The sequence below is a fragment of the Jannaschia pagri genome, assembly GCF_019655435.1.
Taxonomy (GTDB): Bacteria; Pseudomonadota; Alphaproteobacteria; order Rhodobacterales; family Rhodobacteraceae; genus Jannaschia; species Jannaschia pagri.
The window spans coordinates 96,317-122,077 of the sequence record NZ_BPFH01000004.1 but is presented as its reverse complement, the minus strand read 5'-3'; the positions used below and the strand labels follow the sequence as shown (position 1 = coordinate 122,077).

The 25,761-nt window shown below is 64.7% G+C and carries 32 protein-coding genes; 14 read left to right on the top strand and 18 right to left on the bottom strand.

Annotation, left to right across the window (positions count from 1 at the left end):
- The first annotated feature begins 168 nt into the window (after positions 1–168).
- The 3 genes from tmk to K5R33_RS11575 all read left to right on the top strand — a co-directional run bounded on the left by tmk (position 169) and on the right by K5R33_RS11575 (position 2,761).
- Positions 169–765: a dTMP kinase gene (gene tmk, locus K5R33_RS11585; RefSeq protein WP_220749209.1), complete on the top strand. Its 597-nt coding sequence runs from the start codon at positions 169–171 to the stop codon at positions 763–765.
- Positions 762–1,826: a DNA polymerase III subunit delta' gene (locus K5R33_RS11580; RefSeq protein ID WP_220749208.1), complete on the top strand. Its 1,065-nt coding sequence runs from the start codon at positions 762–764 to the stop codon at positions 1,824–1,826. The genes tmk and K5R33_RS11580 overlap by 4 nt, the downstream gene beginning before the upstream one ends.
- 152 nt (positions 1,827–1,978) lie before the next feature.
- Positions 1,979–2,761, top strand: coding sequence for a TatD family hydrolase (locus tag K5R33_RS11575; protein ID WP_220749207.1), 783 nt, complete (start codon positions 1,979–1,981; stop codon positions 2,759–2,761).
- Between the two features lie 475 nt (positions 2,762–3,236).
- Here the strand turns inward: K5R33_RS11575 and K5R33_RS11570 are convergent, their stop codons facing one another.
- From K5R33_RS11570 to K5R33_RS11540, 7 genes are all read right to left on the bottom strand, one after another.
- Positions 3,237–3,950, bottom strand: coding sequence for a helix-turn-helix transcriptional regulator (locus K5R33_RS11570; protein WP_220749206.1), 714 nt, complete (start codon positions 3,948–3,950; stop codon positions 3,237–3,239).
- A 4-nt stretch (positions 3,951–3,954) separates the two neighbouring features.
- Positions 3,955–4,356, bottom strand: a complete 402-nt coding sequence (locus tag K5R33_RS11565) for a VOC family protein (protein ID WP_255576349.1) — start codon at positions 4,354–4,356, stop codon at positions 3,955–3,957.
- A gap of 104 nt (positions 4,357–4,460) precedes the next feature.
- Positions 4,461–5,084, bottom strand: a complete 624-nt coding sequence (gene ureG, locus K5R33_RS11560; protein WP_220749205.1) for an urease accessory protein UreG — start codon at positions 5,082–5,084, stop codon at positions 4,461–4,463.
- A 16-nt stretch (positions 5,085–5,100) separates the two neighbouring features.
- Positions 5,101–5,508 carry a DUF3995 domain-containing protein gene (locus K5R33_RS11555; protein WP_220749204.1) on the bottom strand — a complete coding sequence of 136 codons (408 nt, stop codon included), beginning with the start codon at positions 5,506–5,508 and terminating at the stop codon, positions 5,101–5,103.
- Positions 5,505–5,876 carry a carboxymuconolactone decarboxylase family protein gene (locus K5R33_RS11550; protein WP_220749203.1) on the bottom strand — a complete coding sequence of 124 codons (372 nt, stop codon included), beginning with the start codon at positions 5,874–5,876 and terminating at the stop codon, positions 5,505–5,507. The genes K5R33_RS11555 and K5R33_RS11550 overlap by 4 nt, the downstream gene beginning before the upstream one ends.
- Positions 5,873–6,490, bottom strand: coding sequence for an urease accessory protein UreF (locus tag K5R33_RS11545; protein ID WP_255576348.1), 618 nt, complete (start codon positions 6,488–6,490; stop codon positions 5,873–5,875). Before K5R33_RS11545 ends, K5R33_RS11550 begins: the two co-directional genes overlap by 4 nt.
- Positions 6,480–6,938, bottom strand: coding sequence for an urease accessory protein UreE (locus K5R33_RS11540; protein WP_220749201.1), 459 nt, complete (start codon positions 6,936–6,938; stop codon positions 6,480–6,482). The genes K5R33_RS11545 and K5R33_RS11540 overlap by 11 nt, the downstream gene beginning before the upstream one ends.
- Before the next feature lie 56 nt (positions 6,939–6,994).
- Here K5R33_RS11540 and K5R33_RS11535 point away from each other — a divergent pair, with 56 nt between their 5' ends.
- Positions 6,995–7,198, top strand: coding sequence for a hypothetical protein (locus K5R33_RS11535; RefSeq protein WP_220749200.1), 204 nt, complete (start codon positions 6,995–6,997; stop codon positions 7,196–7,198).
- Positions 7,199–7,205: 7 nt separating this feature from the next.
- Here K5R33_RS11535 and K5R33_RS11530 read toward each other — a convergent pair whose 3' ends face one another.
- The 8 genes from K5R33_RS11530 to K5R33_RS11495 all read right to left on the bottom strand — a co-directional run bounded on the left by K5R33_RS11530 (position 7,206) and on the right by K5R33_RS11495 (position 12,053).
- A complete protein-coding gene (locus tag K5R33_RS11530; protein WP_220749199.1) occupies positions 7,206–7,829 on the bottom strand; it encodes a hypothetical protein in 624 nt (207 codons plus the stop codon).
- Positions 7,830–7,843: 14 nt separating this feature from the next.
- Positions 7,844–9,553, bottom strand: coding sequence for an urease subunit alpha (gene ureC / locus K5R33_RS11525; protein WP_220749198.1), 1,710 nt, complete (start codon positions 9,551–9,553; stop codon positions 7,844–7,846).
- A 102-nt stretch (positions 9,554–9,655) separates the two neighbouring features.
- Complete coding sequence (locus K5R33_RS11520; RefSeq protein WP_220749197.1) at positions 9,656–10,105, bottom strand: Rv1443c family protein; 450 nt, start codon at positions 10,103–10,105, stop codon at positions 9,656–9,658.
- Positions 10,106–10,113: 8 nt separating this feature from the next.
- Entirely contained in the window at positions 10,114–10,407 is a 294-nt protein-coding gene (locus tag K5R33_RS11515) for a hypothetical protein (RefSeq protein ID WP_220749196.1), read from the bottom strand.
- A gap of 1 nt (position 10,408) precedes the next feature.
- On the bottom strand, positions 10,409–10,714 hold the full coding sequence (locus K5R33_RS11510; RefSeq protein ID WP_220749195.1) for an urease subunit beta: 306 nt from the start codon (positions 10,712–10,714) through the stop codon (positions 10,409–10,411).
- Positions 10,711–10,902 (bottom strand): hypothetical protein, encoded by a 192-nt coding sequence (locus tag K5R33_RS11505; protein WP_220749194.1) that lies wholly within the window; start codon positions 10,900–10,902, stop codon positions 10,711–10,713. Before K5R33_RS11505 ends, K5R33_RS11510 begins: the two co-directional genes overlap by 4 nt.
- On the bottom strand, positions 10,899–11,219 hold the full coding sequence (locus K5R33_RS11500) for an urease subunit gamma (RefSeq protein ID WP_220749193.1): 321 nt from the start codon (positions 11,217–11,219) through the stop codon (positions 10,899–10,901). The genes K5R33_RS11505 and K5R33_RS11500 overlap by 4 nt, the downstream gene beginning before the upstream one ends.
- A gap of 12 nt (positions 11,220–11,231) precedes the next feature.
- Positions 11,232–12,053, bottom strand: a complete 822-nt coding sequence (locus K5R33_RS11495; protein WP_220749192.1) for an urease accessory protein UreD — start codon at positions 12,051–12,053, stop codon at positions 11,232–11,234.
- A gap of 93 nt (positions 12,054–12,146) precedes the next feature.
- Here K5R33_RS11495 and pyrC point away from each other — a divergent pair, with 93 nt between their 5' ends.
- The 8 genes from pyrC to K5R33_RS11455 all read left to right on the top strand — a co-directional run bounded on the left by pyrC (position 12,147) and on the right by K5R33_RS11455 (position 21,196).
- Positions 12,147–13,163, top strand: a complete 1,017-nt coding sequence (gene pyrC, locus K5R33_RS11490; protein WP_220749191.1) for a dihydroorotase — start codon at positions 12,147–12,149, stop codon at positions 13,161–13,163.
- 47 nt (positions 13,164–13,210) lie between these two features.
- Positions 13,211–13,888 (top strand): orotate phosphoribosyltransferase, encoded by a 678-nt coding sequence (locus K5R33_RS11485; RefSeq protein ID WP_220749190.1) that lies wholly within the window; start codon positions 13,211–13,213, stop codon positions 13,886–13,888.
- A 166-nt stretch (positions 13,889–14,054) separates the two neighbouring features.
- Positions 14,055–15,539 carry a replicative DNA helicase gene (locus K5R33_RS11480; protein WP_220749189.1) on the top strand — a complete coding sequence of 495 codons (1,485 nt, stop codon included), beginning with the start codon at positions 14,055–14,057 and terminating at the stop codon, positions 15,537–15,539.
- 361 nt (positions 15,540–15,900) lie between these two features.
- The gene (alr, locus tag K5R33_RS11475) at positions 15,901–16,953 is read left to right on the top strand and encodes an alanine racemase (protein ID WP_220749188.1); all 1,053 of its coding nucleotides are present in this window, start codon (positions 15,901–15,903) and stop codon (positions 16,951–16,953) included.
- Between the two features lie 191 nt (positions 16,954–17,144).
- Positions 17,145–18,512: a DNA repair protein RadA gene (radA, locus tag K5R33_RS11470; RefSeq protein ID WP_220749187.1), complete on the top strand. Its 1,368-nt coding sequence runs from the start codon at positions 17,145–17,147 to the stop codon at positions 18,510–18,512.
- Between the two features lie 28 nt (positions 18,513–18,540).
- Positions 18,541–19,134 (top strand): CvpA family protein, encoded by a 594-nt coding sequence (locus K5R33_RS11465; protein ID WP_220749186.1) that lies wholly within the window; start codon positions 18,541–18,543, stop codon positions 19,132–19,134.
- Positions 19,135–19,247: 113 nt separating this feature from the next.
- Positions 19,248–20,714 (top strand): amidophosphoribosyltransferase, encoded by a 1,467-nt coding sequence (purF, locus tag K5R33_RS11460; RefSeq protein ID WP_220749185.1) that lies wholly within the window; start codon positions 19,248–19,250, stop codon positions 20,712–20,714.
- Between the two features lie 44 nt (positions 20,715–20,758).
- Positions 20,759–21,196 (top strand): DUF1284 domain-containing protein, encoded by a 438-nt coding sequence (locus K5R33_RS11455; RefSeq protein ID WP_255576344.1) that lies wholly within the window; start codon positions 20,759–20,761, stop codon positions 21,194–21,196.
- Between the two features lie 18 nt (positions 21,197–21,214).
- On the opposite strand, the gene K5R33_RS11450 is transcribed toward K5R33_RS11455, so the two are convergent.
- A complete protein-coding gene (locus tag K5R33_RS11450) occupies positions 21,215–21,814 on the bottom strand; it encodes a biotin transporter BioY (protein WP_220749184.1) in 600 nt (199 codons plus the stop codon).
- Between the two features lie 127 nt (positions 21,815–21,941).
- On the opposite strand from K5R33_RS11450, the gene K5R33_RS11445 reads away from it, so the two are divergent.
- Positions 21,942–22,604, top strand: coding sequence for an SDR family NAD(P)-dependent oxidoreductase (locus K5R33_RS11445; RefSeq protein ID WP_220749183.1), 663 nt, complete (start codon positions 21,942–21,944; stop codon positions 22,602–22,604).
- A 42-nt stretch (positions 22,605–22,646) separates the two neighbouring features.
- On the opposite strand, the gene K5R33_RS11440 is transcribed toward K5R33_RS11445, so the two are convergent.
- Both K5R33_RS11440 and K5R33_RS11435 read right to left on the bottom strand, forming a co-directional pair.
- Positions 22,647–23,066 carry a cell division protein ZapA gene (locus K5R33_RS11440; protein ID WP_220749182.1) on the bottom strand — a complete coding sequence of 140 codons (420 nt, stop codon included), beginning with the start codon at positions 23,064–23,066 and terminating at the stop codon, positions 22,647–22,649.
- The gene (locus K5R33_RS11435; RefSeq protein ID WP_220749181.1) at positions 23,059–23,568 is read right to left on the bottom strand and encodes a hypothetical protein; all 510 of its coding nucleotides are present in this window, start codon (positions 23,566–23,568) and stop codon (positions 23,059–23,061) included. The genes K5R33_RS11440 and K5R33_RS11435 overlap by 8 nt, the downstream gene beginning before the upstream one ends.
- A 155-nt stretch (positions 23,569–23,723) precedes the next feature.
- On the opposite strand from K5R33_RS11435, the gene tkt reads away from it, so the two are divergent.
- Positions 23,724–25,760 (top strand): transketolase, encoded by a 2,037-nt coding sequence (gene tkt / locus K5R33_RS11430; protein ID WP_220749180.1) that lies wholly within the window; start codon positions 23,724–23,726, stop codon positions 25,758–25,760.
- Position 25,761: the final 1 nt, after the last annotated feature.

Here is a 25,761-nt window from a genome sequence, read left to right as displayed (position 1 = left end):
TGGTCCTTGTGCTTGCGAGCTTCGCACTGAGGGTTGCGGGTGCGTTTGCATATTTGGGGAACATCGAAGCGGGGACGTGAGCGATGGCCTCTTGGGCGCTGTGCGTCGCGGGCGCTGCCGTGGCGATGCAGGGTTTTCGGTGGGGCGGCCCCCTGATAAGCGAGGCCCATGTTCATTTCCTTCGAAGGCATCGACGGCTGCGGCAAGTCCACCCAGGCGCGCCTCTTGGCAGATCACCTTGTGGCCACGGGTCAGACCGTGCTGCGCAGTCGGGAGCCGGGCGGCAGCGCGGGCGCGGAGGCCATTCGCAGCCTTCTGGTCGAAGGAGACCCTGGGCGGTGGTCACCCGTCACGGAACTGCTGCTATACAATGCGGCGCGGCGCGATAATTTGGAGCGGCGCCTGTTGCCCGCCCTGGCCCGTGGCGACTGGGTGGTGTCGGACCGTTGGACCGACAGCACGCGGGTCTATCAAGCCACGCGCGGGGGGGAGCGGCATGTGGTCGATGCCCTCCAGGACTTGGTCATTGGGCGGGAGCCGGACCTGACCTTCGTCATCGACATGGACCCGGATCAGGCGCTGCGGCGGGGGCTGGCCCGCGACCACGACGAGGACCGTTTTGAGCAGTTAGGCTTGGAGTTCCAACGGCTCGTCCGGTCTGGATACCTTGGCCTGGCCAAGGATTACCCCGACCGGATCCGCGTCATTGACGGGGCCGCCGAACCAGACGTCGTGGCCGCCCGTGTGCGCGCTCACCTGCCATGAGCGAGGAGCGTCCGGAACCGGACCGCGCGGGCGAGGCTCCGCATCCGCGCCACACGCCCCATCTGTTCGGGCAACAGGCCGCGGAGCGGGCGTTCATCGACGCATGGAACGGCGGACGGTTGCACCATGGCTGGCTGCTGACCGGGCCACGCGGCGTCGGTAAGGCGACACTGGCCTGGCGGATCGCGCGCTTTCTGCTGACGGATCCACCGACCGTCGCCACGACGCTGGACGCGCCACCGGGGCACGGACAATTGCCCTTGATCGAGGCGCTCTCCGCGCCCGGTCTGATGCTGCTGCGACGGCCCTGGAACGACAAGACCAAGCGTTTGGCCACCCAAATCACCATTGACGAAGTGCGGCGCCTGGGTCCGTTTTTTGGCATGTCATCGGACGGGCGGCGCGTGGTCATCGTGGATGATGTCGATGCGCTGAATCCCAATGCAGCCAATGCGATCCTCAAACTGTTGGAGGAGCCACCGGCGCGCAGCACGCTGCTGCTGATCTCCCATCAGCCTGCGCGCTTGTTGCCGACGATCCGGTCCCGGTGTCGCATGCTGCCCCTTGCGCCGCTCTCGGGCGAGGCTTTGGTCCAAGCGGTCGTCCAGGCAGGCGGCGCAGCAGAGGGGGATCACCTGCGCCTGGCCCAGGGCTCTGTCGGCGCCGCGCTGGCCCTGGCGGACGGGGGGGCTGAGGTCTATGGCAAGCTGTTGTCGCTCTTCGCGCGGCCCCAAATGGATCGTGGGGCCGCGCGGGCCTTGGCCGATGCCTGCGCCGGCAAGGCGGGCGCGGACCGCCTGCAACAGACCATGGATGGTATCGAGCGCTTGCTACACCAGGCGGCGCGAGCGGGACTACTCGGCGCTCCGGCGGGGGCGACCGAGGCCGAGGCAGAGCTGCTGAGCCGGTTGTCGCCCCACGATCAGGCGGCCCGAGGCTGGGCGCAATTGGCCCAGGACGTGGGCGACCGCGCGGCCCACGCCAGGGCAGTGAACGTCGACCCCGCCGCCATTGTCTGGGATGCGCTGGCCCGCATCGACGCGCAGGCGCGCAAGGTCTGAGGCGGGCTTGCCCTGTCCGCAGGCGCAGCTTAAGGCCTGCCGCAACCCGGCTGGATCTGCCCCTGTCCGATGGCTTTTGGTCCGCCTCGATGGCCAAATGCGGCCTCGGTCCGTTGGTCTGCCAGCCCCCTGACATCCGCAATAGGCCCGCCATGGAACCGCTTATCACCGACAGCCACTGCCACCTGGATTTCCCGCAATTCGACGGGGAGCTACCCGAAATGGTGGCCCGCGCCGCCGGGGCGGGTGTCCATCGGATGGTGACCATTTGTACCAAATTGCGCCAAGCACCGCAGGTCCGCGCCATCGCAGAGGCCCATGATCCGATCTACTGGGCCGCTGGCACCCACCCCATGTCCGCCGCAGAGGAGCCTCTGGCCACGGTCGAAGACCTCGTTGAACTGGCCCAACATCCCAAGATGGTCGGGATCGGGGAGACGGGTCTGGACTACCATTACACGGCCGACAGCAAGGATATTCAGCAGGAAAGCCTGCGCATCCATATCGAAGCCTGCCGCCAAACGGGCCTGCCGCTGATCATCCACAGCCGCGATGCGGACGCCGATATGGCGCGCATCCTGACCGAAGAACATCGCGCGAGGCCTTACACCTGCGTCATGCATTGTTTCAGCAGCGGTCCGGACCTGGCCCGTGCGGCGCTCGACTTGGGCTTCTATTTGTCCATGTCGGGAATTGCGGCCTTCCCCCGAAGCACCGAGGTGCGAGAGATCTTTGCCGCCGCGCCCCTTGACCGAATCCTGGTGGAGACCGACGCGCCCTATCTGGCGCCGCCGCCCTATCGTGGGAAACGCAATGAACCTGCGTTCGTGTCGCACACGGCGCGCAAAGGGGCGGAGGTCTTTGGTCTGGACTACGCCGCGTTCGCTGCGGCGACCGAGGCGAACTTTGAGCGCCTGTTTACGAAGTCCGCGTAACGTCCCCAACTGGTGACCCCACCCCGGCGATACGCCGGGGTCCCACGCCCCACAACAGGGCGTTAGGTGGGAGCTTTGGCCCTCCCGCTCAGTGGCAGTGGACGGGCTGTGACCCACCGTGACAACACTGTCCGGCTGGGGAAGATTTGCGGCACCCGCCCCCATGGGCGACCTCAGCGGATGTTGCGGACGGGACGGTCGGGACATCTGCAGCCCAAGCCTACATAGGAAGGGTCAAGGCGATCAGGGTAGCGGCGGTCAGACGTGTTTTGGTCAAAGCGTTTCCTTGGTTAACACATTGTTAAGCTGTGTTAACGACTTCGACCCGCACCGTCTGTAGCGGTGGACGCGGGACCGTCCTTGCGCAAAAGCGTTTTTCTACAGATAGTTATCACACCTTTCAAAGCGTCCATCCGCTCGCGACGGCACTGACAGCGTGAGGCACCTCAACAGGCAGCCGAAGACAAAGCCTGATCTAGGAAATCATCTCCGGCGGGAAGGACGCGCCCTCTTTCGCCTCCATCGCCGCCACACAGGCCTTTAGCGTCCGATCCGGGCGGCGCGGGAACGGCTGCTCCGAGGGCAGAACCGAGACCATGCGGTCCAGCCGGAACATCCGAAAATCCTGCCGCAGCTCGCACCAGGCCACCAGCGTCCATCGCCGTCCCCAGAACCACAGCCCCAGCGGATGCACCACACGCAGGGTGGAGGCGCCCGAGGCATCGACATAATCCAGCGTCGTCACAAGGCCGTCTCGGACCTGCCGGTCCAGGACATCTAGGCGGTCGCGGTCCTCGCGGGACATGCCAACCGGCGGCGCAACCACACGGGCGAGGGCGGCGCTGACGACCTCTGGGTCGGGCAGCACCGCCTCGATCTTCGACAGAGCCTCCCGCGCGCCCGCCGCCATCTGCGGCCCGCCCCAAGCGACCACCATCCTCGCGCCCAACGCCAGGGCCGCGACCTCCTGCTCCGTGAACATCAGGGGCGGCAAGTCATAGCCGTCCCGCATCATATACCCGACCCCGGCCGCGCCCTCGATGGGCACGCCCGAGGCCATCAGATCGGCCACATCGCGGTAGACGGTGCGCTCGGACACCTCCATCGCTTCGGCCAGCCGCGCCGCCGTCCACAGCTTGCCGCCGCGCATCAGCTGCACCAGACGAAAGAGGCGGTCGGCGCGGCGCATCAGCTCAGTACCGGAAGAAGCTCAGGGAATTTCCGTCCGGGTCTTCGGCATAGAAGAAAGATCCGAAGGGGATCGTGATGACCTCCCCCAGCACCTTACCACCAGCCTGCCAAACGCGGGACATCACGTCCTCCAAGGGATCCAACACCGCCAGGCTGACCGTCGGGCCGCGCCCGTCACCGCTGGGTTTGCCCTCATACAAATGGCCCGAAGCCCCCTGCCCGTCCGCCGTGGGCAGAACGGCGGTCATATTTGGTCCCATCTGCTCCGGCGTCAGATCGTAGCCCAGAACAGCGCCATAAAAGGCACTGCCCTTGGTCAGATCGCTGACTGGGATCTCGGCCCAGACCAGGGCATTGGCGGGGCGGGCGGAGGCGGCATATTCGGGCATGGCGACATCTTTCATGATCTGTCCTTTCGGTGTCCTGCGCCCGCTGTGGGGCGACTGACGACCTGATCGCACAGCCCTCCTGACAGCATTCTGTCAGGAGGGGTCAGGACGGTCCGAAATTAAGTCGCGGGCACCGCCAGGCCGCCTTCGACCCTCAGGAAATCCACGATCTCCGGAACGCCGGTGCCATGCCTCAGGGCCGCCATGACGTAAGGCCGCGCGCCCCGCGCCCGGTCCAGATCGGCGCGCGCCATCTCCAGATCGACGCCAACATGGGGCGCCAAGTCGGTCTTGTTCAAAACCAGCAGGTCCGAGCGCGTCACCCCGGGGCCCCGTTTGCGCGGAATGTCCTGACCGGCTGCCGTGTCGATCACATAGATGGTCAGGTCGGCCAATTCCGGCGAAAAGGTCGCTGCGAGGTTGTCGCCCCCGCTTTCGATCAGAACCACCTCCAGGTCGTCGTGGGTCGCGCGCAGGTCGGCGATGGCCGCCAGGTTGATCGAGGCATCTTCTCGAATCGCCGTGTGGGGGCAGCCGCCCGTTTCGACGCCCTTAATCCGATCCGCCGGCAGAGCCTGGGCGCGTAGCAAGAACTCCGCATCCTCGCGCGTGTAGATGTCGTTGGTGATGACGGCGATGGAGTGATCCTTGGCCAAAGCACGGGCCAAACGTTCCGTCAGCGTCGTCTTACCTGCGCCGACCGGTCCGCCGATGCCCACGCGCAGGGGTCCGTTGGGGCTCATCTCGCTCTCCTCCCGTTTACGCGGCCGCAGCCAGCGTCATCCCTAGCGCACCCAGCGCCAGACACATCGGACCATAGGCCGCCGCGTCCAACCGGCGAAAGGGCTGCTCCGGGGTCATGTCGCGCCAGGCCGGGATAAAGATCGCCAGCCCGCGGACCCCGAATACAACGGCCGCCGCAAAGAGCGCCGACGCCCGCCAACCGAAGACGCTCCACCACGGCAAGGTCGCGGCAATGAGCAGGGCCAAGGCGACGGCGCCACAGGCGACTGGCCCCGGCATCTGCGTGATGCCCCGGCGGCCAACGACGGCCCGGGCCAGACCAGTCTCGTCGCGCACGGGCACCCAGATCCGCGCAGCCCACAGCAGGTGGAGCGCCGCCACATCCGCCAGAACCACCGTCCAGATGACCGCAGCCAGGATCACGCCGCATCCTCTGCCGCAAAGACCTCTAGGGCCGCGTTCAACCCATTGATCGCCGCTGGCATCCCCCCATAGAGCGCCATCTGCCAGATCACCGCTGCGATCTCCTCTCGGGAAAGACCCGCCTTGCGCGCGCCGCCGATGTTCACCTTCAACTGCGGGATCGTCCCCTGGGCCGTCAGCGCGGCAATGGTCGCGATATAGCGCTCCCGCAGGGGCAGCGTTTCATCGGCGTAGTGGCGACCATAGGCCCAGTCCACCACGCCCTCGGCCAGGGTCGGGACAAGGTGGCCGTAGCGCGCCCGCAGCGCGTCCTCCATGCCCGGGTTAACCTGTTCGGACAGCGCCTTGCCGGTCTCATAGGTGCTCATGTGCGAAAGATCCTTGGTTGCAGGGTTTCATGGGCCATGGCGTCCAGTTCGGCCAGCAGTGCGGCGTTGCCCGGTGGGTCCGCGCAGTCTGCTGCGGCCACCTTGGCGATCACCGGGTGCAAGGCGCGCGTCACCCGCTGGGCCTCTGTCTGGCCAAGGGGTAGGAAACGGGTCGCGGCAGAGACCAACTGCCCCGCAAAGGCCTGCAGGTAGAGGCTCACCACAAGGCCCGCGTCCATGCCCCGTGCTCGCACCCCCAGCGCCACGGGCAAGGGCAAGTCCGCCAAGGGCGGCTCACCCATCCCGGTGGTGACCTCACAAAACGCCGCCCCCATGGCGCGTGTTTCTTCCCAACGTTCGGCACAACCGGCGCGCGCTCGGATCAAATCGGCCATATCGGCGGCCTCTGCCCCGCCCATCACCGCCCGGATCACCCAAGCGTCCAAGGCCCCACTGCCGTGCTCCAAAACAGCTGCCACCCAGGTGCGGCAGGTCTCGGCATCCTTAACGCGACCCTCCGCCATGGCGGCCTCTAGCCCATGGGAATAGGCATAGCCCGATACCGGAAAGGCCGGTGACAGCCATTGCGTCAGCCGCAGAAGGTCAGTGGTCATGGTCGTGCGCATGTCCCATCGTGCGGCCGTGACCATAGGCTCCGCCCTCGGGATGGAACGGCTGTTGCCCCTCGGTGACTTGGGCGCCGAGCCCCTCTAACATCCCGCGCAACACGTGATCGTCCCGGATTATCAGGTGGTCGTCCGCCATCTGACAAGGCGTGTGACGGTTGCCGATGTGCCAGGCCAGTCGCGGCAAGTCGCCGCGCACGATCAGGACAGGCTCCGGCGCAGCTTCCAGCGCGACCTCTGTTCCGTCGGACAGGCGCAACCCCTTGTAATGGCTCAGATCCGTCAACTCGGCCAAGTCCAACATGACGGGCCGACCGCCCTCCGTCACCAGCCGTTTGCGACGCAGGAGACGGCCATCATAGTCCAGCCGGATCACCTCCGACGGCCCATGGACATGGTCCAGCAGAGCCTCAACAGGCGTCGCGAGTGTTGTCATGGTAAGGCTCCCGCTCTGTTAACCATTGGTTTACGCCTTCTGGGGTAGGAAGGGGAATGACCAGTTCTGCCCCCCTTCCCCTCTCTGCGCCGGACACGCTCGACCGACTTGGTGATGTGACGGCCCAGATCGACATCCTCCAGGCCGAGGCATCGCGCCTGCGTGCCCATCTTCTCAGCTTCGCGGACCCGCCGCCCTTGCCGCCCATCGCTATGATGCGGCCCCCGGCTGGCAATGGTGCGTCACCGTCACAGGTGTGACCAAGGCTCACGATTGCTCGGATGTCTCGGGCGCGCGCAGGCGTTTCTCCAGCGCTGCCACCAGGGCGGTCGCCCAGGCGCCTAGCGCGAGTGCTCCGGCATCTATCAAGCCGTCCGCCGTCCAAGCCATGTACCGACGATCCCTTTCCCAGCCAGGGTATCGAAACATACCGCCATCTGTAGCGTGACGGCGTCCCCAAAAGGCGAGAAGGTCGGAAACCTCAAACGACTGGGAACAATCCCGCGCTACGATTTGTAGGTCCTCGCCACTATCTGAGATATCCGCGGCCTCGCCACTGTCTGACTCTACGACGTATGTCCGCGTTTTTTGCGCGAGAAGGTCACGCATGGCGTTTTCCGCTTCGGCAAAGACGTGATCCGCTGCCGGCTGCCCAGACAGCATGTCGAATGCTTCATGCAACTTGTGTCCCGCCTTCTTTGCGGCACCAGGATTTGCGATCAGCATCGACTTCAACGCCAATTCCGTCCCGTGGCACAGGAGCGCCAAGCTCGGCATCTGAAACCGAATGTCACCATGCTTGTATTCGGCGTCAACCAATTGCGCCGCGCGCAGATAATCCCGCGCAACGCGCACATACTTCGGATGCGGCCGCGACGGAGTCCCAACCACCGGCGCATCATCGCTCAAAACAAGAAGTACCGTTGCGCCATGGGCAATTCACAGGCCGGTTCGCAGGTCAGCAACTCTCCGTTGGCGCGCACCTCATAGGTTTCGGGATCGACCTCAACCTCGGGCGTCAAATCATTGAGAACCATGTCCTTCTTCCCGATCCCACGGGTCCCTTTCACCGCGATCAGGTCTTTGGCCAACCCAAGCGATGCGCCGACGCCCGAATCCACCCCGGCCTGACTTGCGAAGATCACCGCGCCCCGCTCGACCGAGCGGCCATAGGCCCCCCACATGGGGCGGGAATAAACCGGCTGCGGCGTGGGAATCGAGGCATTCGGGTCCCCCATCTGGGCACAGGCAATCGTTCCGCCGACCAGCACCATCTCGGGCTTCACCCCAAAGAAGGCAGGCGACCAAAGGCACAGATCCGCGCGCTTACCCACCTCGATAGACCCGATTTCATGGGCGATGCCATGGGCGATGGCCGGGTTGATCGTATACTTGGCAATGTAGCGGCGCACCCGCAGGTTGTCGTTTTCCCCCGTCTCATCGGGCAACCGACCCCGTTGCCGCTTCATTTTATCGGCGGTCTGCCAGGTTCGAATGACGACTTCGCCCACGCGGCCCATGGCCTGACTGTCCGACGCGATGATCGAGAACGCGCCCATGTCGTGCAGGATATCCTCAGCGGCGATGGTCTCCTTCCGGATCCGGCTTTCGGCGAAGGCCACATCCTCCGGAATCGCCTTATCGAGGTGGTGGCACACCATGAGCATGTCCAAATGCTCTTCCAGGGTGTTCACCGTATAGGGCCGCGTTGGGTTGGTGCTGGACGGAATCACATGGTCCAGCCCGCAGACCTTGATGATGTCCGGCGCATGGCCACCGCCGGCCCCTTCGGTGTGGAAGGCATGGATCGTGCGGCCCTTCATGGCCGCGACCGTATTCTCGACGAAGCCGCTCTCGTTCAGCGTATCCGTATGGATCATGACCTGCACGTCCATGTCGTCGGCAACGCTGAGACAGGTATCGATCGCCTCGGGCGTAGTGCCCCAATCCTCGTGCAGCTTCATGGCACAGGCACCAGCGGCGATCATCTCTTCCAAAGGCGCGCGGCGCGACGCGTTGCCCTTACAAGACAGCGCGAGGTTCACGGGAAAGGCGTCCATCGCCTGCATCATCCGCCCGATATGCCACGGCCCCGGCGTACAGGTCGTGGCCAGCGTCCCATGGGCGGGACCGGTGCCGCCGCCCAACATGGTCGTCAGACCGGAGTGCAAGGCATCCTCCACCTGCTGTGGGCAAATGTAGTGGATATGGGCGTCGAACCCGCCCGCCGTCAGGATCCGCCCCTCACCGGCGATGGCCTCGGTCCCCGGTCCGATCACGATGTCCACGCCGGGCTGGGTGTCCGGGTTTCCGGCCTTCCCGATCCCCGCGACGCGCCCGTCCCGCAAACCCACGTCTGCCTTGTAGATCCCCGTATGATCCACAATCAGCGCGTTGGTGATGACGGTATCCATGGACCCCTCGGCCCGCGTCCGTTGGGACTGCCCCATCCCGTCGCGAATGACCTTGCCGCCACCGAATTTCACCTCTTCGCCGTAGGTGGTGTGATCCCGCTCCACCTCGATGAACAACTCTGTGTCGGCCAGACGCACCCGGTCGCCCGTGGTTGGCCCATACATATCGGCATAGCTGCGGCGGCTGATGGTGGCGGGCATGGGCGGCTCCGAAAACGAGAGTATCTGTGCGCACAGTCAGACCCCCTGTCAGGCCTATTGTCAAAGCCTTGACAGCGCTTCCGCCGCCAGAGCGCCCAATCCTTAGGCGGACCGGAGCGCCTCAGCCACCAGCCGCAGGCGGCCCCGGTGGCGATGGCGAAAAAAGATCCGTGCCCAGGTGGCCACGAGCGGCGTTAGTAGACCAGCGTCGATGTCGAGCCTATCCGTGACATCGCACTGCCCCGCGCCCCTGGGCTGCACGGTAATGGCATGGGCCCAGCGGCGCACACCCGCGCCCGTCTCTTCGCTTTGGAGGGTCATGGCACTGTCATCGAATGCCACCACCCGCATGCGATACGGTTGGGGCGGCAAAATCCCGACCAGCCGAACCCCGACCGTCAGGTCCTGGCCCGAGGCCACCCGACCAGCAGGCAAATCATCGAAGCGGATCAAAGGGGCGCAAACCTGCGCCAAACACCCGAAATCCGTGCAAATGCCCCAGACCATTCGCGCTGGCGCCTCAAACCGGTGGCGAAACACCAGGGTGGTCATCGCTCACCTCAGGACAGGCGCCGCGCGCGCAGCCTCTTGGCATTGTTGTGGGCCGTGCGTCCGATGGGCGCCAAAGCGCGATCATAGGCCCGCAGCGCGGACTGACCTTGCCACATCGCCCGTGTCGCTTCGGCCCCGGCCTCTGCGAAAGCGTGCTGTTTTTCCATGACCATGCGCAGCGGTTCATCCCGCGCGCTGTCGATCACACCGGCAAATCCCAACATGCGAAGGCCGATGACCGTATGCGCATCCATCATCACGCGCGCCGTGCGCAACTGCGACGTCCAAAGCGGTAGCAACATTTCAGAGAGCCCCGCCGACGGCACCGTTAAACCCATGGACGATCCGGTCACCTGACAAGGGCACCAACCGGACACGCCGCACTTGTCCCGGCTCAAACCGGACGGCCGTGCCAGCCGCGATATCCAGCCTCTGTCCCCGTGCCGCAGCGCGGTCGAAGTCCAAGGCGCCATTGGTTTCCGCAAAGTGATAGTGGCTGCCGACCTGGATCGGCCGGTCGCCTGTGTTCGCCACCTCGACCTCGGTCACGGGTGCGCCTGCGTTCAGCGTCACCTCTCCGGCCGCGCAAATCACTTCACCGGGGATCATAGGAGCACCTCCGACCGGGCGGTTCGGGCCGCAAATCCCTTGCTGAACGCGGCAATCACGGCATCACTGGCCGCGAGCAAAACAGTCGCCAAGCGGGACGCCTGGTTTGAGATACTAGGCGCATCCCGCCAAATCGCCCCGGCCTCGCCCATCAAACCGCGACCAGTCGGCACCGTCATCCCGATCATGCCGCATCCTCCGTTGCGCGGATGGGATGATGGACTGTGACAAGCTTGGTGCCGTCCGGAAATGTCGCCTCGACCTGCACATCGTGGATCATCTCTGGGATTCCAGCCATGCATTGCTCGGCCCGCACCACATGGGCGCCAGCCTGCATCAGGTCGGCAACGCTGCGCCCATCGCGTGCGCCCTCGACGACGAAATCCGTGATCAAAGCGATGGCTTCGGGATGGTTGAGCTTGACGCCGCGCTCCAACCGATTGCGCGCCACCATGGCGGCCAAGCTGACCAGCAGCTTGTCCTTCTCCCGTGGGGTCAGATTCATGGACGGACCTCTTTACACATCGCTCTGCCAAACACGGGGCACAGGCCGTCCGCGTAGGGGCAGGATGGCGCGGATCAGCGCACGGCGCAACGGGGCTAAAGTCGATGCGGCAAATCGGGCCACCAATCGCCCGTCCCAAGCGGAGGCCTGGGCGCGCACCGGCCCGTCGGTTGGCAGCGCTGCGCGCAACGGCCCAAGGGCATCGCAGGCGCCCGGTCCAATAAAGACGACGGTGGCAAAGGCCCGATGATCGCCAAAGGCATCCAGCGACCCAAGCGCCTCGGGGGACAGCGTCACATGTTCCTGGTGCATCAGGCGACCGCCTTGGCGCACAGTCCGCACATCATCGACACGGGCTGAGGTCACCTTTTCTCCGTGGGCCACCCGGCCCAAGACCAGCGCGTCAACGGAGAGAACCGTTGCACCAGGACTAAGGTCGATTTCCGTTTCGCGGCGCAGATGGGCGCCATCAAACACGATCACCTCCTGTGGCAACCAGTCCAGACGCGCGTCCGCCCCCACTTTGATCGTCGTCGCCACAACGCCAGGCGTTTCACCCGTGGCGCGATAGGCGCGTTCCGCCGTTTGTGTGGCCCCGGTGGCCATAGCTCCTGCCCCGAGGGTCAGGGTGTAGTCGAGCCGATCGCCACCGGTCACGCCCCCCGCGGTGTTCAGAAACACCACCTCCGGCGCCGGATCATCCGTACGCGGCAACAGCGCCTTGGCGCTGCCCTGTTGGCGCAGATCTGATAGGCCCGCGCGCGTCAGTCGGACGCTGGCCGCCCCATGGACCCTTTGCATGCGTGTCGATGGAGTTTGCAAAAGTGCAGTCATCCGTAGATCATACCCAGATCCGACAGGGATCATACCTCCGATTTACGGGGGCCTCTGGCCTTCGCGGGGCGGTTCGCGCTATGGGCCGATGTCATGGAGACCCTCACGATCCGCCGCCCCGATGATTGGCACCTGCATCTACGCGATGGCGATATGCTGCGCCTCGTGGCCCCGCAATCGCACCACTTCGCCCGCGCCATCATCATGCCGAACTTGGTCCCGCCCGTCGTGACCGGCGCGCAGGCCGCCGCCTACCGCGAGCGCGTGATCACAGCCGGTTTCGCGCAGCCGCTGATGACGCTTTACCTCACGGAAGCCACTGACCCAGCGGATGTTGTCGCCGCCTACAAGGCTGGTGTGATCACAGCCGTCAAACTGTACCCTGCTGGCGCCACCACCAATTCCGCGTCGGGGGTCCGCGACATTGAGGCCGTGCGCCCCGTCCTCGCCGCAATGGAAGAGGCGGGCGTGCCCCTCTGCATCCACGGAGAGGTCACCGACCGGGAGATCGACATCTTCGACCGGGAAGCGACCTTCGTTGATCGCACCCTCGCCCCTCTGCGCAACGCGTACCCGGAGCTTAAGATCACCTCGGAACATGTCACCACCAAAGAGGCCGTAGATTTCGTCCGTGAAAACAAGAACATCGGCGCGACAATTACGGTCCAACACCTGATGGCGAACCGCAACGATATGTTGGCCGGCGGGATGCGGCCGCATTTCTACTGCTTGCCGATCCTCAAGCGATCCACCCACCAAGAGGCGTTGCGAGAGGCGGCGACGTCCGGTGACCCGAAGTTCTTCCTTGGCACAGATAGCGCACCGCACCCGACCCATGCGAAAGAGGCGACCTGTTGTGCCGCAGGGTGCTTCACGGCGCCCATCGCGCTGAGCTGTCTGGCCCATGTGTTTGAGGAAGAGGGAGCACTGGACAAACTCGAAGGCTTCACCAGCCTCCATGGACCTGCCCATTACGGGCTGGAACCCAATGAGGATACAGTCACCCTCACGAAAGGGGCAGCGCTGGACCTGCCCGAGGAGATCGAGGCCCACGGCCAGACCGTTACCCTGTTCGACCCCGGTCATCCCCTACACTGGTCCGTGGCCTGAGCGCCCGATTTTTCGAGAAAAATCGCCCCACCCCCTGGAGTTCCGCCATGATCCCCACCTCTTTTCCCACGGCCGAAGAGATGGCCAAACTGACGGCGCGCGCCCTTCTTGAAGTCGGCGCCGTCCATTTCAATGCACGGGAGCCATTCACGCTCGCCTCTGGGCTGCCGAGCCCAACCTACATCGATTGCCGCAAGCTGATCTCCTACCCGCGCCTGCGCGCGACGTTGATGGATTTCTTAGCCGTCACCGTGATGCGCGATGCTGGCTTCGAAGCCTTTGACAACGTTGCTGGGGGCGAGACGGCGGGGATACCCTTCGCGGCCTTCGTCGCGGAACGGCTTGCCTTGCCGATGACCTACGTTCGCAAGAAGCCAAAAGGCTATGGTCGGAATGCACGGATCGAAGGGCTGATGACCGAGGGACAGCGCGTTCTGCTGATCGAGGACATGACCACCGATGGCGGCTCCAAGCTGTCGTTCGTCGATGCCATCCGCGACACTGGGGCCGAGTGTGCGCACACGGGCGTCATCTTCAGCTACGGCATCTTCCCCGAAATCACCAAAACACTCGGCGACCATGGCGTCACGCTCCATGCGCTTGCGACATGGTGGGATGTCTTGGCAGAGGCCAAGGCCCAGGGCACCTTTGACGCCGAAACTCTGGATGGCGTCGAAGCCTTTTTGAACGATCCGCGCGCCTGGCAGGAGGCCCACAAGGCCTGAGACCACGGCCAGCGGAAGGCCGCCGCGCCGCCGCCATTTTATCACCAGAATCCAATCTGTTGATACATGACCTGGCACCTGTCCCCGATATCCACAGGGCGGTGACATTGCCGCGCGGTGTTTGCACACCTATGCTCTCGGCAACCAAAGAGCGGCGGGCGGAGCAATGAACGAGATTATGCGTTTGGACCAGGGAGTCCCGGCTGACACCGACGCCGCCCTGCCCCACAATATCGAGGCCGAGCAACAGTTGCTCGGCGCCCTGCTGACCAACAACGACCTCTATGATCGCGCTGCCTCGGTCATTCGATCGGAGCACTTCTTCGACCCGGTTCATGCGCGTATCTTTGACATCTGCGCAGCACGCATCCAAAAAAATGCGCTGGCCTCTCCGGTAACTTTGAAGCCGTTTCTAGAAGAAGACGAGGGTCTCGCCGCCCTAGGCGGGCCGGCGTATCTCGTGGCCTTGGCGGCCTCGGCTGTCGCGGCCTATGCGGTCCGGGATTACGCACAGATGATCTATGATCTGGCGGTGCGGCGTGAGTTGATTCGGCTGGGTAAGGACATCGCCGCCCAGGCAACCGATGTGACCGTGGATCGGGAACCGGCGGATCAGATCGTCGACGCGGAATCGCGGCTCTACTCCCTGGCAGAACAAGGCCGCAGCGAGAGCGGCTTTCAATCCTTCCTCTCGGCGATCAAACAGGCCGTGGATGTGGCCAACGCGGCGTACCAGCGGGATGGTGGGCTTGCCGGGATCTCCACGGGCCTGGACGACATGGACAAAAAGTTGGGTGGGCTGCACCGCTCCGACCTGTTGATCCTCGCTGGGCGGCCCTCCATGGGGAAAACGTCGCTGGCCACGAACATCGCGTTCAATGTGGCTAAGGCCTATCGCCGGGGGACCACCCATGACGGTCGCGATGGCGCCGTCGAGGGCGGGGTGGTCGGGTTCTACTCCCTTGAAATGTCTGCCGAACAGCTTGCCGCGCGGGTCTTGTCGGAGGCGGCGGAAGTGCCCAGCGAACAAATCCGCAAGGGCGACATGACCGAAGCGGAGTTCCGCCGTTTTGTGGAGGCCGCCAAGGATCTGGAGTCCTGCCCGCTCTATATCGACGACACGCCCGCGCTGCCCATCGCGCAGCTTTCGGCCCGGGCGCGGCGGCAAAAGCGAACCCATGGCCTGGACCTGTTGATCGTAGACTACCTGCAACTGGTAAAGGCGCCGGGGCACGGCGACAGCCGGGTGAACGAGGTGTCGGCGATAACCCAAGGCTTGAAGGCCATCGCGAAGGAATTGGACATCCCGGTGATTGCGCTCTCCCAGCTCAGCCGCCAAGTCGAAAGCCGTGAGGACAAGCGGCCACAGCTGTCTGACCTGCGGGAGTCCGGCTCCATCGAGCAGGACGCCGATGTGGTGATGTTCGTTTACCGCGAGGAATACTACAAAGAGCGCGAGAAACCGGGCGATCACCAGTTGGACAAGATGGCGGAGTGGCAAGCCGCCATGGAAGCCGTGAACGGCAAGGCCGAAGTCATTATCGGCAAGCAACGGCACGGTCCCATCGGAACAGTTGATCTGTCGTTCGAAGGGCGATTTACGCGGTTCGGCAACTTGGCCAAGCCATGGCAGGACGCGCGCGGTCGATAGGCGCGCGAAAACGCCGGAAGCGGATGGGCACCAGACCCGCGATGTCCTGTTGAAACCCGGTTTCGTTTTGGACTGCTATCGGGGCCAAGGGTGAGGCCTTGAGCCAACGGAGATCAGGCGGTCAACGCTTGGATACCTTTGGAACGCTTATGGCCTGGTCAAAGACCTGACGCCGGCGACGACAGAACTTGCCCGCACCAAAGTCCGTCTCCTTTCTGTGTTGATGGCGTGGCGCTCTAAGCATGGTCGGACGTCTTAGACCTTAAGGCCTCGATCTTCTCAGATCGCCATGGCGCCAGTCTTGTACCGCAGAGGCTCCATATGACTTGACGGCGCAGGCCCTTGCCCGCATCAGGCCCTCATGCCTACTGGAACGCTCCACATCGACCTCGAAGCCGTTGCTGCCAATTGGCGCGCCTTAGACCGCCTCAGCGCCTCGAGTTGTGAGACGGCCGCCGTCGTCAAGGCCGATGGCTACGGCCTGGGCATGACCCGCGTGGCACCCCGCCTCGCGAAGGAAGGCGCGCGCGCCTTCTTCACGGCCAGCGCCGCCGAGGGGCTGGAACTGCGCCGTATTCTTGGCCCAGAGCCTCGAATATACGTGCTATACGGACACATGGCGGGCGACACCTCGGTGATCGAGCGGGCGGACCTGGTGCCGATGATCTGTTCCATCGACCAACTGACCCGGCATTTTGAAACGCTTCCGCAAAAACCGTTTGGGATACAGTTGGACACGGGCATGAACCGCCTGGGCCTGAAACAAGCCGAATGGGCTGCGGTGGCCGATCTGGCCCTGGGCGCTGGGCCGGTCCTGATCATGTCGCACCTGGCCTCGGCGGATGAACCGGGCAGCCAACAGAACAACGCACAGCTATCGGCCTTCCGATACATGACTGATGGCCTTGATATTCCGCGCAGTCTGTCTGCGACGGGCGGGACGACCCTCGGCCCTGGGTACCATTTCGACATGGTTCGACCTGGGATCGGTCTCTACGGTGGGTTGCCGTTCAAGGATGCGACGCCAGTTGTTGGCCTGGACCTGCCGGTTATTGCCTGCTTCGACATCGAAGCGGGCGATCACGTGGGGTATGGCGCAAGCTGGACAGCCCAAACGGCATCGCGGATCGCAACCGTGGCCGGGGGCTATGCGGATGGGCTGCCCCGATCCCTACAGCCGGATCTGGAGGTCATGGCAGGACCCGTTGCCTGCCGCGCCGTGGGTCGCGTGTCCATGGACATGCTGACCATCGACATCAGTCATCTTGATGCGGACCCAACCCATGTCACGGTGCTCGATCCCCATCGCACCGTAGACACCGTGGCCGGGGCTGCGGGTACGATCGGTTACGAGATCCTGACGAACCTAGGGCAGCGGTACACCCGGCAGTATCGCGGCGACGAGCCGGCCTAGCCCCACCGATTGTGTCCCGTCAGGGTACATTTCACCGTGGTCTATTTCATTGTGGCGAAACCTGAGGTGTGGCTCGGCAATAGACTGTGCGACGCCCTACGCGACAAAAGCGAGTGGATGCAACGGCACCCGTCCGGCTGAGAGAGCGTCGCGGCCTTGCCATCGCGCAGGATTGAGATCAAAACAAGAACATGGCAAAGCCGGTTACACAATTCGCCTGCACGGAGTGCGGGGCCGTTCACAAGAAATGGACAGGCCGCTGCGATGGATGCGGGGCTTGGAACTCGATCCAGGAAGAAGTGCCCCTGTCACAAGGGCCGTCCAAGAAATCCCTTGGGACGGCCAAGGGACGGCGCATGGCGTTGACCGACCTTCAGACCGAAGAGGCGCCGCCACCCCGAACCCTGTCGCACCTGGCCGAGTTGGACCGCGTGCTGGGCGGCGGGTTGGTTCCGGCCTCGGCGACGCTGGTGGGGGGCGACCCTGGGATCGGGAAGTCGACCCTCCTTCTCCAGGCCGCAGCGGCCTTCGCGCGCGCAGGGGAATCGGTCGTCTATGTCTCTGGGGAAGAGGCAACGGCCCAGGTCAGAATGCGCGCCCAACGGCTGGGCCTGGGCGATGCGCCCGTGCGTTTGGCCTCCGAGACGAATCTGCGCGACGTGTTGACCACCTTGGAGGCGGAGAAACCCGCGCTGGCCATCATCGATTCGGTTCAAACCATGTGGGTCGATACGGTGGACGCGGCCCCAGGCTCCGTCAGTCAGGTGCGGGCCTCTGCCCAGGAGCTGACGAGTTTCGCCAAGCGCCACGGGACGGCTGTCATCATCGTGGGCCACGTCACGAAGGAAGGGCAAATTGCCGGGCCCCGCGTGGTCGAGCACATGGTGGACACGGTGCTGTATTTCGAAGGGGAACGCGGCCACCAGTTCCGCATTCTACGCGCCGTCAAGAACCGCTTTGGCCCCGCCGATGAGATTGGCGTCTTTGAGATGACGGGGGCGGGCCTTGCCGAAGTGGCGAACCCCTCTGCGCTGTTCCTCGGTGATCGCGATGCGCCAGCGCCCGGGTCCGTTGTCTTTGCTGGGGTTGAGGGGACGCGCCCCGTGCTGGTCGAAATCCAAGCCTTGGTTGCGCCATCCCAGTTAAGCCAGCCCCGCCGTGCGGTCGTCGGGTGGGATGGGAGCCGTCTGAGCATGATCCTGGCCGTGCTGGAGTCGCGCACGGGCATCACCTTTGCCGGGCTGGACGTCTATCTGAACGTCGCGGGTGGCATTCGCGTGCAGGAACCCGCCGCCGATTTGGCGGTCGCCTGCGCATTGCTCTCGGCGCGCGAAGATGCGGCGATTCCACCGGAAACCGTGGTTTTCGGAGAACTGTCGCTATCGGGTGCGCTGCGCCCCGTGGCCCAGGCCGAAAATCGGTTGAAAGAGGCAGCAAAACTTGGTTTCACCGCCGCAATGGCGCCCAAAGGGTGTAAAACCGGGGATGCGGGGGACATGGCCCTGCGGCTGCTGCCCGACCTCACGACCCTGGTGGGCGAGGTGTTCGGCGCGGCCTGAGCCTCGGGGACGAGTTGAGAGGACGGGCATGGAAGGTTTCACCATTGTCGACGGCGGGGCCGCCATCGTCATCGTCATATCGGCGATCTTGGCCTTTTCCCGTGGTTTGGTGCGCGAAGGCATGGCCATCTTGGGCTGGGTCGCCGCCGCCGTCTTGGCGTTCACCTTCGCAGGCTCCGCTGAACCGCTGGTGCGGGAGATCCCCTATGTGGGCGACATTCTCGGCGATAGTTGTGAGTTGGCTGTCATTGCCGCCTTCGCCCTGGTGTTCGCCCTATCCCTTGTTCTGACAAGCTTTTTCACGCCGCTTCTCAGCGCTGCCATCCGCCATTCTGCCCTGGGTGCGATCGACCAGGGCGCGGGCTTCCTGTTTGGGGTGCTGCGCGGCGTGCTGCTGATTGCGGTGGCCTTCGTGGTCTACGACCGGGTAATTGTGAACGAAGGGATCCCAGAGGTCGAGAACAGCCGATCCGCCGCGATCTTCGGTCGGGCCCAAGCCGGGATCGAAGACCAGATCCCAGAGGACGCCCCCGGTTGGATCCTGGAACGCTACGAAGCGCTGGTTGGCGAATGCGGTGCGCCTGTGACCCCGGCCGATACCACCCTGCCCGACGCAGAGTGACCCGCACCGACCCGAGCGACACAACCGACCGGTGCGACCCGAAAGCGACGTGACACCCCGGCGCAGGCGACATATGACGCCTGCGTGACAGCCACGATGCCAAAGGCCCCCTCATGTCCCAAACCGACTGGCGCGCCCATCCCTTCGACGACGACAAACTGAAAGAGGAATGCGGCATCTTTGGTGTCATCGGCGTCTCCTCCGCCGCGAACTTCACTGCCCTGGGTCTGCACGCCTTGCAGCATCGCGGACAGGAAGCGGGTGGCATCGTCGTCCATGACCCGGAACAGGGGTTCAACTCCGTCCGCCGCTTCGGCTACGTCCGCGATACGTTCACAAGCCAGGACGTGATGGACATGTTGCCCGGCACATTGGGCATCGGCCACGTGCGCTATTCGACGGCGGGATCGAAGGGAGCGACCGCGATCCGAGACGTCCAGCCGTTCTTTGGCGAATTCGCCATGGGGGGCGCGGCGATTGCCCACAACGGCAACATCACCAACGCCGAAGCCCTGCGGCGGGAATTGATCGAACGTGGCTCGATCTTTCAGTCCAGCAGTGACAGCGAATGCATCATTCACCTGATGGCGCGCAGTCTGCAGCGCAACATTCCGGAGCGCATGAAAGACGCCCTGCGGCGCGTCGAAGGTGCGTTCAGCGTCGTGGCCATGACGCGCACCAAACTGATCGGCGTGCGCGATCCCCTGGGCGTGCGCCCCCTCGTTCTGGGCCGGGTTGGGGACGGCTGGGCCCTGGCGTCCGAGACCTGCGCGCTCGACATCATCGGTGCGGAGTTCCTGCGGGAGGTTGAGCCGGGCGAGATGGTCGTCATCACCGAAGACAAGGTGACCTCGCACCGTCCCTTCGAGGCCAAGCGCCCTCGGTTCTGCATCTTTGAGCATGTCTACTTCAGCCGCCCCGACTCGATCTTGGGCGGGCAATCTGTCTACGCCACGCGTGAGGCCATTGGCCGTGAATTGGCGAAGGAATCACCGGTTGAGGCGGACCTGGTCTGCCCGGTCCCCGATTCGGGGACACCGGCGGCTATCGGATACGGCCTCGAATCGGGCATTCCCTATGCCATGGGAATCATCCGCAACCAGTACATGGGCCGAACCTTCATTGAGCCGACCGAATCGATTCGGAACATGGGGGTGCGGCTCAAGCTGAACGTGAACCGCGCCTTGATCCGCGGCAAGCGCGTGATCCTGGTGGACGACAGCGTGGTGCGGGGGACGACCTCTCGCAAGATTAAGGAAATGATCCTGGATGCGGGCGCCAAGGAGGTGCATTTCCGCATCGCCTCCCCTCCGACCGCCTGGCCGTGTTTTTACGGTGTGGATACACCACAGCGCGAAAAGCTGCTGGCCGCGACCATGTCCGAAGAAGAGATGCGCGACCACCTTGGCGTGGACAGCCTCAAGTTCATCTCACTCGATGGTCTGTATCGCGCGGTGGGCGAGGCGAAGGGGCGAGACCCCAAGGCGCCGCAATACTGCGATGCGTGTTTCTCGGGGGAATACCCAGTGGAGCCGTCGGATCAGCTCGAGAATGGCTTCCAACTGAAGGCCGCCGAGTAAGCGGCCATGGCTTACGGCGTTGCTTGCAAACGGGCCCGGACCCCGTGACGATCCGGCTGCGCCCGCATCACGTGCTCTGTTCCATCGGGTTTGAGGGCAAGGGCTATAGTGGTCCGTTCATCGCCAATATGGGCCATATCGTCGACGGGCGCCTGCGCGCGCCGGGCGGTGAGGATATTCCCATTCTCATCACGTCTGACGCCGATGCGATCTGTGCGCCCTGTCCCAAACGACGCGGATTGGGTTGCGAAGCCGGGGACCGCATCGCCGTGCTCGACGGACGCCACGCGGCACAGCTTGGGCTCGTGCCAGGCGAGACCTTGAGTTGGGGGGACTGCCTGGACCGCGTGCGCGCGCGGGTGACACCCCAGGACTTGGACCGGATCTGTGCGGGCTGCTCCTGGCTGGATCAGGGAATGTGCAAGACGGCGCTGGCACGCCTCCGCCAAACGAAAACGGGCCGCACAGAGGCAGCCCGCTAATCTTTTCTTGTCAGGTGCTTAGCCCTGGCGCTTGCGCCAAACGCTCAGGCCGCCAGACACCAGCAGCGCCGCCAGGATCGCTTTGGCCGCATCACCGATCAGGAAGGGCAGCATGAACACTTCGGCCAGGGGGCCAAAGGCCAGGTCATGCCCATAGACGGTCAGACCCATGGCACCGGCCACACCCATCGGCCACGCCAGACCGGGGATGTACAGCGCCGCAGAGGCCGCGATTCCCACCAGCGACAGCTTGATCGGGTTCGTGATCCCACGGTCGGTGGCCAAACCGGCCAGCCAGGCAACGCCGACGAAGCCCACCAAGAAGCCAGCGGTCGGGCCGAAGAAGGCGGCACCGTTCTTGAAGTTCGCGAAGACGGGCGCACCCAGGGCGCCTTCGGCCAGGTACACGGCCACGGTGATGGCGCCCAGGCGGGACCCGAGGGCAAAGCCAACCATCAGGATCGCCAGGGTCTGCAAGGTCATCGGCACGGGGATGAACGGCACGCTGACTTGCGCGGCCAAGGCGATCAGCAGCGAACCGGCCAGCACGACGGCGGCCTGTTTGGCAAACGACAACTGGCCAAGAGCCTGGCCGGGGGCGGTATGGGTCTGGAACATGGACGCGTCCTCGTGGTGTTTTGGTTGATCTTACGGCCCTTTTCCGTATCCCGGCACGGGGTGTCAACTTGATCCCGCACGCAAGACATGGCACGCCGACCCGATCATGCGACTGCGGAGGTTTTCCATGGCATCCCCCCCTTCCCTCGCCCTTGTGACTGGCGCCTCCCGTGGGCTGGGCGCTGCCTTGGCCGAAGCTTTGGCAGCCCGCGGGACACATGTCATCGCCGTCGCCCGGACCCAAGGTGCGCTGGAGGAGTTGGATGACCGCATTCAGGCCGCTGGCGGCTCGGCCACGCTGGCGCCCATGGACATCACCGACGCGGGCGCCATGCAGCACCTGTGCCGGGGCATCCATGACCGTTGGGGGGCGCTGCCCCTGTGGCTGCATACGGCGGTCCATGCGCCGCCGCTGACCCCTGCCCATATGATGGGCGAAAAGGATGTGGCCAAATCCATCGAGACGAACGTCACGGCGCTGACGCGGCTCATCCCGTATGTCGCACCCCTGCTACAGGCAGCCGGCGGGGCAACGGCCGTGTTTTTCGACGATGACCGACCGTTGAAGTTTGCAGCGACCTATATGGCGACAAAGGCCGCCCAGCGGGCCTTGGTCCAGGCGTGGCAGACAGAGGCGACCACGAAGGATGCCCCCAAGATCCACTTGTTGACGCCCAAGCCCATGGCGACCGCCGTGCGCGCGCGCTTCCACCCGGGCGAAGACCGCGATGCGCTTGCAAAGACCACGGACGAAGCGCAGCGCCTTTTGGCGGAGGCCGGTTTCGGCTAGGGGCCACGCACCGCGCCAAACGCTGCGCGGCGTCCTGTCACATCACGCGCTCGCCCATTCCGCGACGTCGCTCGCCAGTTTCTCCGCACGGTCGGCTAAGTCCGTCAGGCGAGAGAGAGCGGCGTCGGGCACCACTTCTTTGACGACCTCTTTCTCGACCTCTTTGATGATCTCCACCGGTTCCGGCTCCGGGCGGGCTTGGAGTTCATCCAGGAGCGTCGTCTGCTGCGCCAAGCGGCGGTCCATGGTCCGAAGCTCCTCTTCGGCAGAGATCGCCTTATCGGCAAGCATCAGGCCCGCCATCAACAGCATCCTGTCCTGGGTCAGCCGGGATCCGCTTGCCACCAGGGTCTGAGCCTCCCGGTTCAGCATCTCGGCGGCGGCGTTCAGATACCCCTCTTCGCCGTCCTGGCAGGCCACAGTGAAGGCGCGACCGCCGATCTCGATGGTGACGTCAGGCATGTGCGGCCTCCAGCATGGGTTCCAATTCCTTCAGGAGGGCTTCGATCTCGGCCAGGTCCAACTCCCGCGCGGCCCGCAAGGCCGCGTTCTCGGCCTGCAGCCCCGCATCAGTGGCGCCATCCGCCCCGGACCGGAGGCCATCCATGGCCGCCGACATCTCTGCCAGGCGCGTGCGCAAGATTTCCACTTCCGCCTCTTGGTCGGGGGCTGGGGCATCGGCCAAAGCTTGCTCAGCGGCCTGCGCGCGGGCCTCGGCGGCGGCGAGCGCTTCGGCCTGAGTCTCCGCCGCCTCGGTCGCGGCATCCAGCGCCTCTGACCGAGCAGCGAGATCCGCCTCTAGGGTCGCGATCTTCGCTTGAGCCTCGGCAACCTCGGCCTGGGCCGCGGCCAAATCCGCGCTGAGATCTGGGACCGGCGTGGTTTCGGCCAGGGACCGACCGGTCGCCGCCAGCGCTGCTTCTATCCGCGCGAGGGCTGCTTCCAGCTCCGCCTCTTCCGCCATGACCTCTGCCCCTTTGGTTCTATCTTGGCGGCATCCCACCCCAATTGACGCGCCTTGTCAAAGGCTGGCCGTCACAGGCAGAGATCGGCCATGGCTTGCACCCCTGCCCCAGCCTGCTAACAGGGCGCAAATCACCCCTTTCGGAGGCTTTATCCGTGACAGACGACGTCCAAACGCCCGATCTCGACGCCCTTCGTGCCGCCAATCCTGGCCATTGGCGCCGGGCCGCTGCGATCCGCACGCTGACCCTGGACGCCGTGGCTGCCGCGAACTCGGGCCACTCGGGGATGCCCATGGGCATGGCAGACGTCGCCACCGTCCTCTTTGAAAAGCACCTGAAGTTCGACGCCGCACGCCCAGACTGGCCGGATCGGGACCGTTTCGTTCTGTCGGCGGGGCACGGGTCGATGCTGCTGTATTCGCTGCTGCACCTGACCGGCTACCCCGAGATGACGTTGGAGCAGCTTCGCAACTTCCGCCAGTTGGGCGCGATCACCGCCGGACATCCGGAGTTCGGCCATGCGCCCGGTATCGAGGTCACAACCGGCCCGCTGGGCCAGGGCATCTCTACCGCCGTGGGCCTGGCCATCGCCGAAGAAAACCAGCGCGCGCGCTTCGGTCGCAAGATCGTCGACCATAAGACCTGGGTGATTGCTGGCGACGGCTGCCTCATGGAGGGCGTCAGCCACGAGGCCATCGCCCTGGCCGGTAAGCTGGAACTGTCGCACCTGATTGTCCTGTGGGACGACAATGGCATCACCATCGACGGCAAGGTGTCCATATCAGACGTCACCGACCAACGGCAGCGCTTCAAGGCCGCCGGTTGGGACGTGCTCGAAGTGGATGGCCACGACCCCGAGGCCATCGATGCGGCCCTGACCCAAGCGCAGAAGGGTAAGAAGCCGACCATGGTCGCGTGTAAGACCCACATCGCCATCGGCTCCAGCGCGCAGGACACCTCCAAGGGGCATGGGGCGCTGACCGATCCCGACCTGATCGCCGCCACGAAGCGCGCCTACGGCTGGGACCATGGGCCGTTTGAGATCCCCGCCGACCTAAAGGCGGAGTGGGAGGCCATCGGCAGCCGTGGCGCAGAAGAGCGGGCCGCCTGGGACATGCGCCTGGCCAGCATGGGGTCGGGCAAAAAGCGCGATTTTGAGCGGGCCTTGGCCGGTGAGGCCCCCAAGCGCCTGTCCGCCACGATCAAAGCGTTGAAGCGGCAGATGGCCGAAAGCCAGCCCAAGGTCGCCACCCGCAAGTCCTCCGAGATGGTGCTGGAAGTGGTTAACCCGATCATGCCGGAAACCATCGGCGGCTCGGCCGACCTGACCGGGTCGAACAACACCTTGACCGAAGGGTTGGGGACATTCTCGGCCGACAACCGCGCCGGACGCTACGTCTACTACGGCATTCGCGAACACGGCATGGCCGCCGCCATGAATGGGATCGCTTTGCACGGCGGGTCAAAGCCTTACGGCGGGACGTTCATGTGCTTCACCGATTATGCACGCCCCTCCATGCGCCTATCGGCCCTGATGGGTGTGCCGGTCACTTACGTCATGACCCATGACAGCATCGGCCTGGGCGAAGACGGCCCGACCCACCAGCCGGTTGAGCACCTGGCCATCAGCCGGGCGACGCCCAACACCAATGTCTTCCGCCCCGCCGATACGGTGGAAACCGCCGAAGCCTGGGAGCTGGCCTTGACGTCAGCGCGCACGCCGTCGGTCCTGTCGCTCACGCGCCAGGGTGTGCCAACGGTGCGTAAGGACTTCACCAGCAAGAACCTGACGGCCCAGGGCGCCTATGTTCTGGCCGAGGCCGAGGGCAAGCGGATGGTGATCTTGATGGCGACGGGCTCCGAGGTGGAGATCGCGCTGAAGGCTCGTGATCTGCTGCAACAAGACGGGATCGGGACGCGCGTGGTCTCCATGCCCTGTTGGGAGCTGTTCGAGGCACAGCCCGAGACCTACCGCAAACGCGTATTGCCCGCCGGTCCGGTCCGGGTGGCCGTGGAGGCCGGCGTGCAGATGGGTTGGGACAAATGGCTGTTCTCGGAGCGGGGTCGCCGCGACAAGGGCGCCTTTGTGGGCATGGAAGGGTTCGGCGCGTCTGCTCCGGCATCGGTTCTCTATGAACACTATGGCATTACCGCCGAAGCCGTGGCCAAAGCCGCCCGCGCCTTGATCTAAG

What these genes read in the sequence shown, in the direction of transcription:
- tmk (WP_220749209.1), top strand. Translation starts at nt 169, where the DNA reads ATGTTCATTTCCTTCGAAGGCATCGACGGCTGCGGCAAGTCCACCCAG.
- K5R33_RS11580 (WP_220749208.1), top strand. Translation starts at nt 762, where the DNA reads ATGAGCGAGGAGCGTCCGGAACCGGACCGCGCGGGCGAGGCTCCGCAT.
- K5R33_RS11575 (WP_220749207.1), top strand. Translation starts at nt 1,979, where the DNA reads ATGGAACCGCTTATCACCGACAGCCACTGCCACCTGGATTTCCCGCAA.
- K5R33_RS11570 (WP_220749206.1), bottom strand. Translation starts at nt 3,950, where the DNA reads ATGCGCCGCGCCGACCGCCTCTTTCGTCTGGTGCAGCTGATGCGCGGC.
- K5R33_RS11565 (WP_255576349.1), bottom strand. Translation starts at nt 4,356, where the DNA reads ATGAAAGATGTCGCCATGCCCGAATATGCCGCCTCCGCCCGCCCCGCC.
- ureG (WP_220749205.1), bottom strand. Translation starts at nt 5,084, where the DNA reads ATGAGCCCCAACGGACCCCTGCGCGTGGGCATCGGCGGACCGGTCGGC.
- K5R33_RS11550 (WP_220749203.1), bottom strand. Translation starts at nt 5,876, where the DNA reads ATGAGCACCTATGAGACCGGCAAGGCGCTGTCCGAACAGGTTAACCCG.
- K5R33_RS11545 (WP_255576348.1), bottom strand. Translation starts at nt 6,490, where the DNA reads ATGACCACTGACCTTCTGCGGCTGACGCAATGGCTGTCACCGGCCTTT.
- K5R33_RS11540 (WP_220749201.1), bottom strand. Translation starts at nt 6,938, where the DNA reads ATGACAACACTCGCGACGCCTGTTGAGGCTCTGCTGGACCATGTCCAT.
- K5R33_RS11535 (WP_220749200.1), top strand. Translation starts at nt 6,995, where the DNA reads ATGACCAGTTCTGCCCCCCTTCCCCTCTCTGCGCCGGACACGCTCGAC.
- ureC (WP_220749198.1), bottom strand. Translation starts at nt 9,553, where the DNA reads ATGCCCGCCACCATCAGCCGCCGCAGCTATGCCGATATGTATGGGCCA.
- K5R33_RS11520 (WP_220749197.1), bottom strand. Translation starts at nt 10,105, where the DNA reads ATGACCACCCTGGTGTTTCGCCACCGGTTTGAGGCGCCAGCGCGAATG.
- K5R33_RS11515 (WP_220749196.1), bottom strand. Translation starts at nt 10,407, where the DNA reads ATGTTGCTACCGCTTTGGACGTCGCAGTTGCGCACGGCGCGCGTGATG.
- K5R33_RS11510 (WP_220749195.1), bottom strand. Translation starts at nt 10,714, where the DNA reads ATGATCCCCGGTGAAGTGATTTGCGCGGCCGGAGAGGTGACGCTGAAC.
- K5R33_RS11505 (WP_220749194.1), bottom strand. Translation starts at nt 10,902, where the DNA reads ATGATCGGGATGACGGTGCCGACTGGTCGCGGTTTGATGGGCGAGGCC.
- K5R33_RS11500 (WP_220749193.1), bottom strand. Translation starts at nt 11,219, where the DNA reads ATGAATCTGACCCCACGGGAGAAGGACAAGCTGCTGGTCAGCTTGGCC.
- K5R33_RS11495 (WP_220749192.1), bottom strand. Translation starts at nt 12,053, where the DNA reads ATGACTGCACTTTTGCAAACTCCATCGACACGCATGCAAAGGGTCCAT.
- pyrC (WP_220749191.1), top strand. Translation starts at nt 12,147, where the DNA reads ATGGAGACCCTCACGATCCGCCGCCCCGATGATTGGCACCTGCATCTA.
- K5R33_RS11485 (WP_220749190.1), top strand. Translation starts at nt 13,211, where the DNA reads ATGATCCCCACCTCTTTTCCCACGGCCGAAGAGATGGCCAAACTGACG.
- K5R33_RS11480 (WP_220749189.1), top strand. Translation starts at nt 14,055, where the DNA reads ATGAACGAGATTATGCGTTTGGACCAGGGAGTCCCGGCTGACACCGAC.
- alr (WP_220749188.1), top strand. Translation starts at nt 15,901, where the DNA reads ATGCCTACTGGAACGCTCCACATCGACCTCGAAGCCGTTGCTGCCAAT.
- radA (WP_220749187.1), top strand. Translation starts at nt 17,145, where the DNA reads ATGGCAAAGCCGGTTACACAATTCGCCTGCACGGAGTGCGGGGCCGTT.
- K5R33_RS11465 (WP_220749186.1), top strand. Translation starts at nt 18,541, where the DNA reads ATGGAAGGTTTCACCATTGTCGACGGCGGGGCCGCCATCGTCATCGTC.
- purF (WP_220749185.1), top strand. Translation starts at nt 19,248, where the DNA reads ATGTCCCAAACCGACTGGCGCGCCCATCCCTTCGACGACGACAAACTG.
- K5R33_RS11450 (WP_220749184.1), bottom strand. Translation starts at nt 21,814, where the DNA reads ATGTTCCAGACCCATACCGCCCCCGGCCAGGCTCTTGGCCAGTTGTCG.
- K5R33_RS11445 (WP_220749183.1), top strand. Translation starts at nt 21,942, where the DNA reads ATGGCATCCCCCCCTTCCCTCGCCCTTGTGACTGGCGCCTCCCGTGGG.
- K5R33_RS11440 (WP_220749182.1), bottom strand. Translation starts at nt 23,066, where the DNA reads ATGCCTGACGTCACCATCGAGATCGGCGGTCGCGCCTTCACTGTGGCC.
- K5R33_RS11435 (WP_220749181.1), bottom strand. Translation starts at nt 23,568, where the DNA reads ATGGCGGAAGAGGCGGAGCTGGAAGCAGCCCTCGCGCGGATAGAAGCA.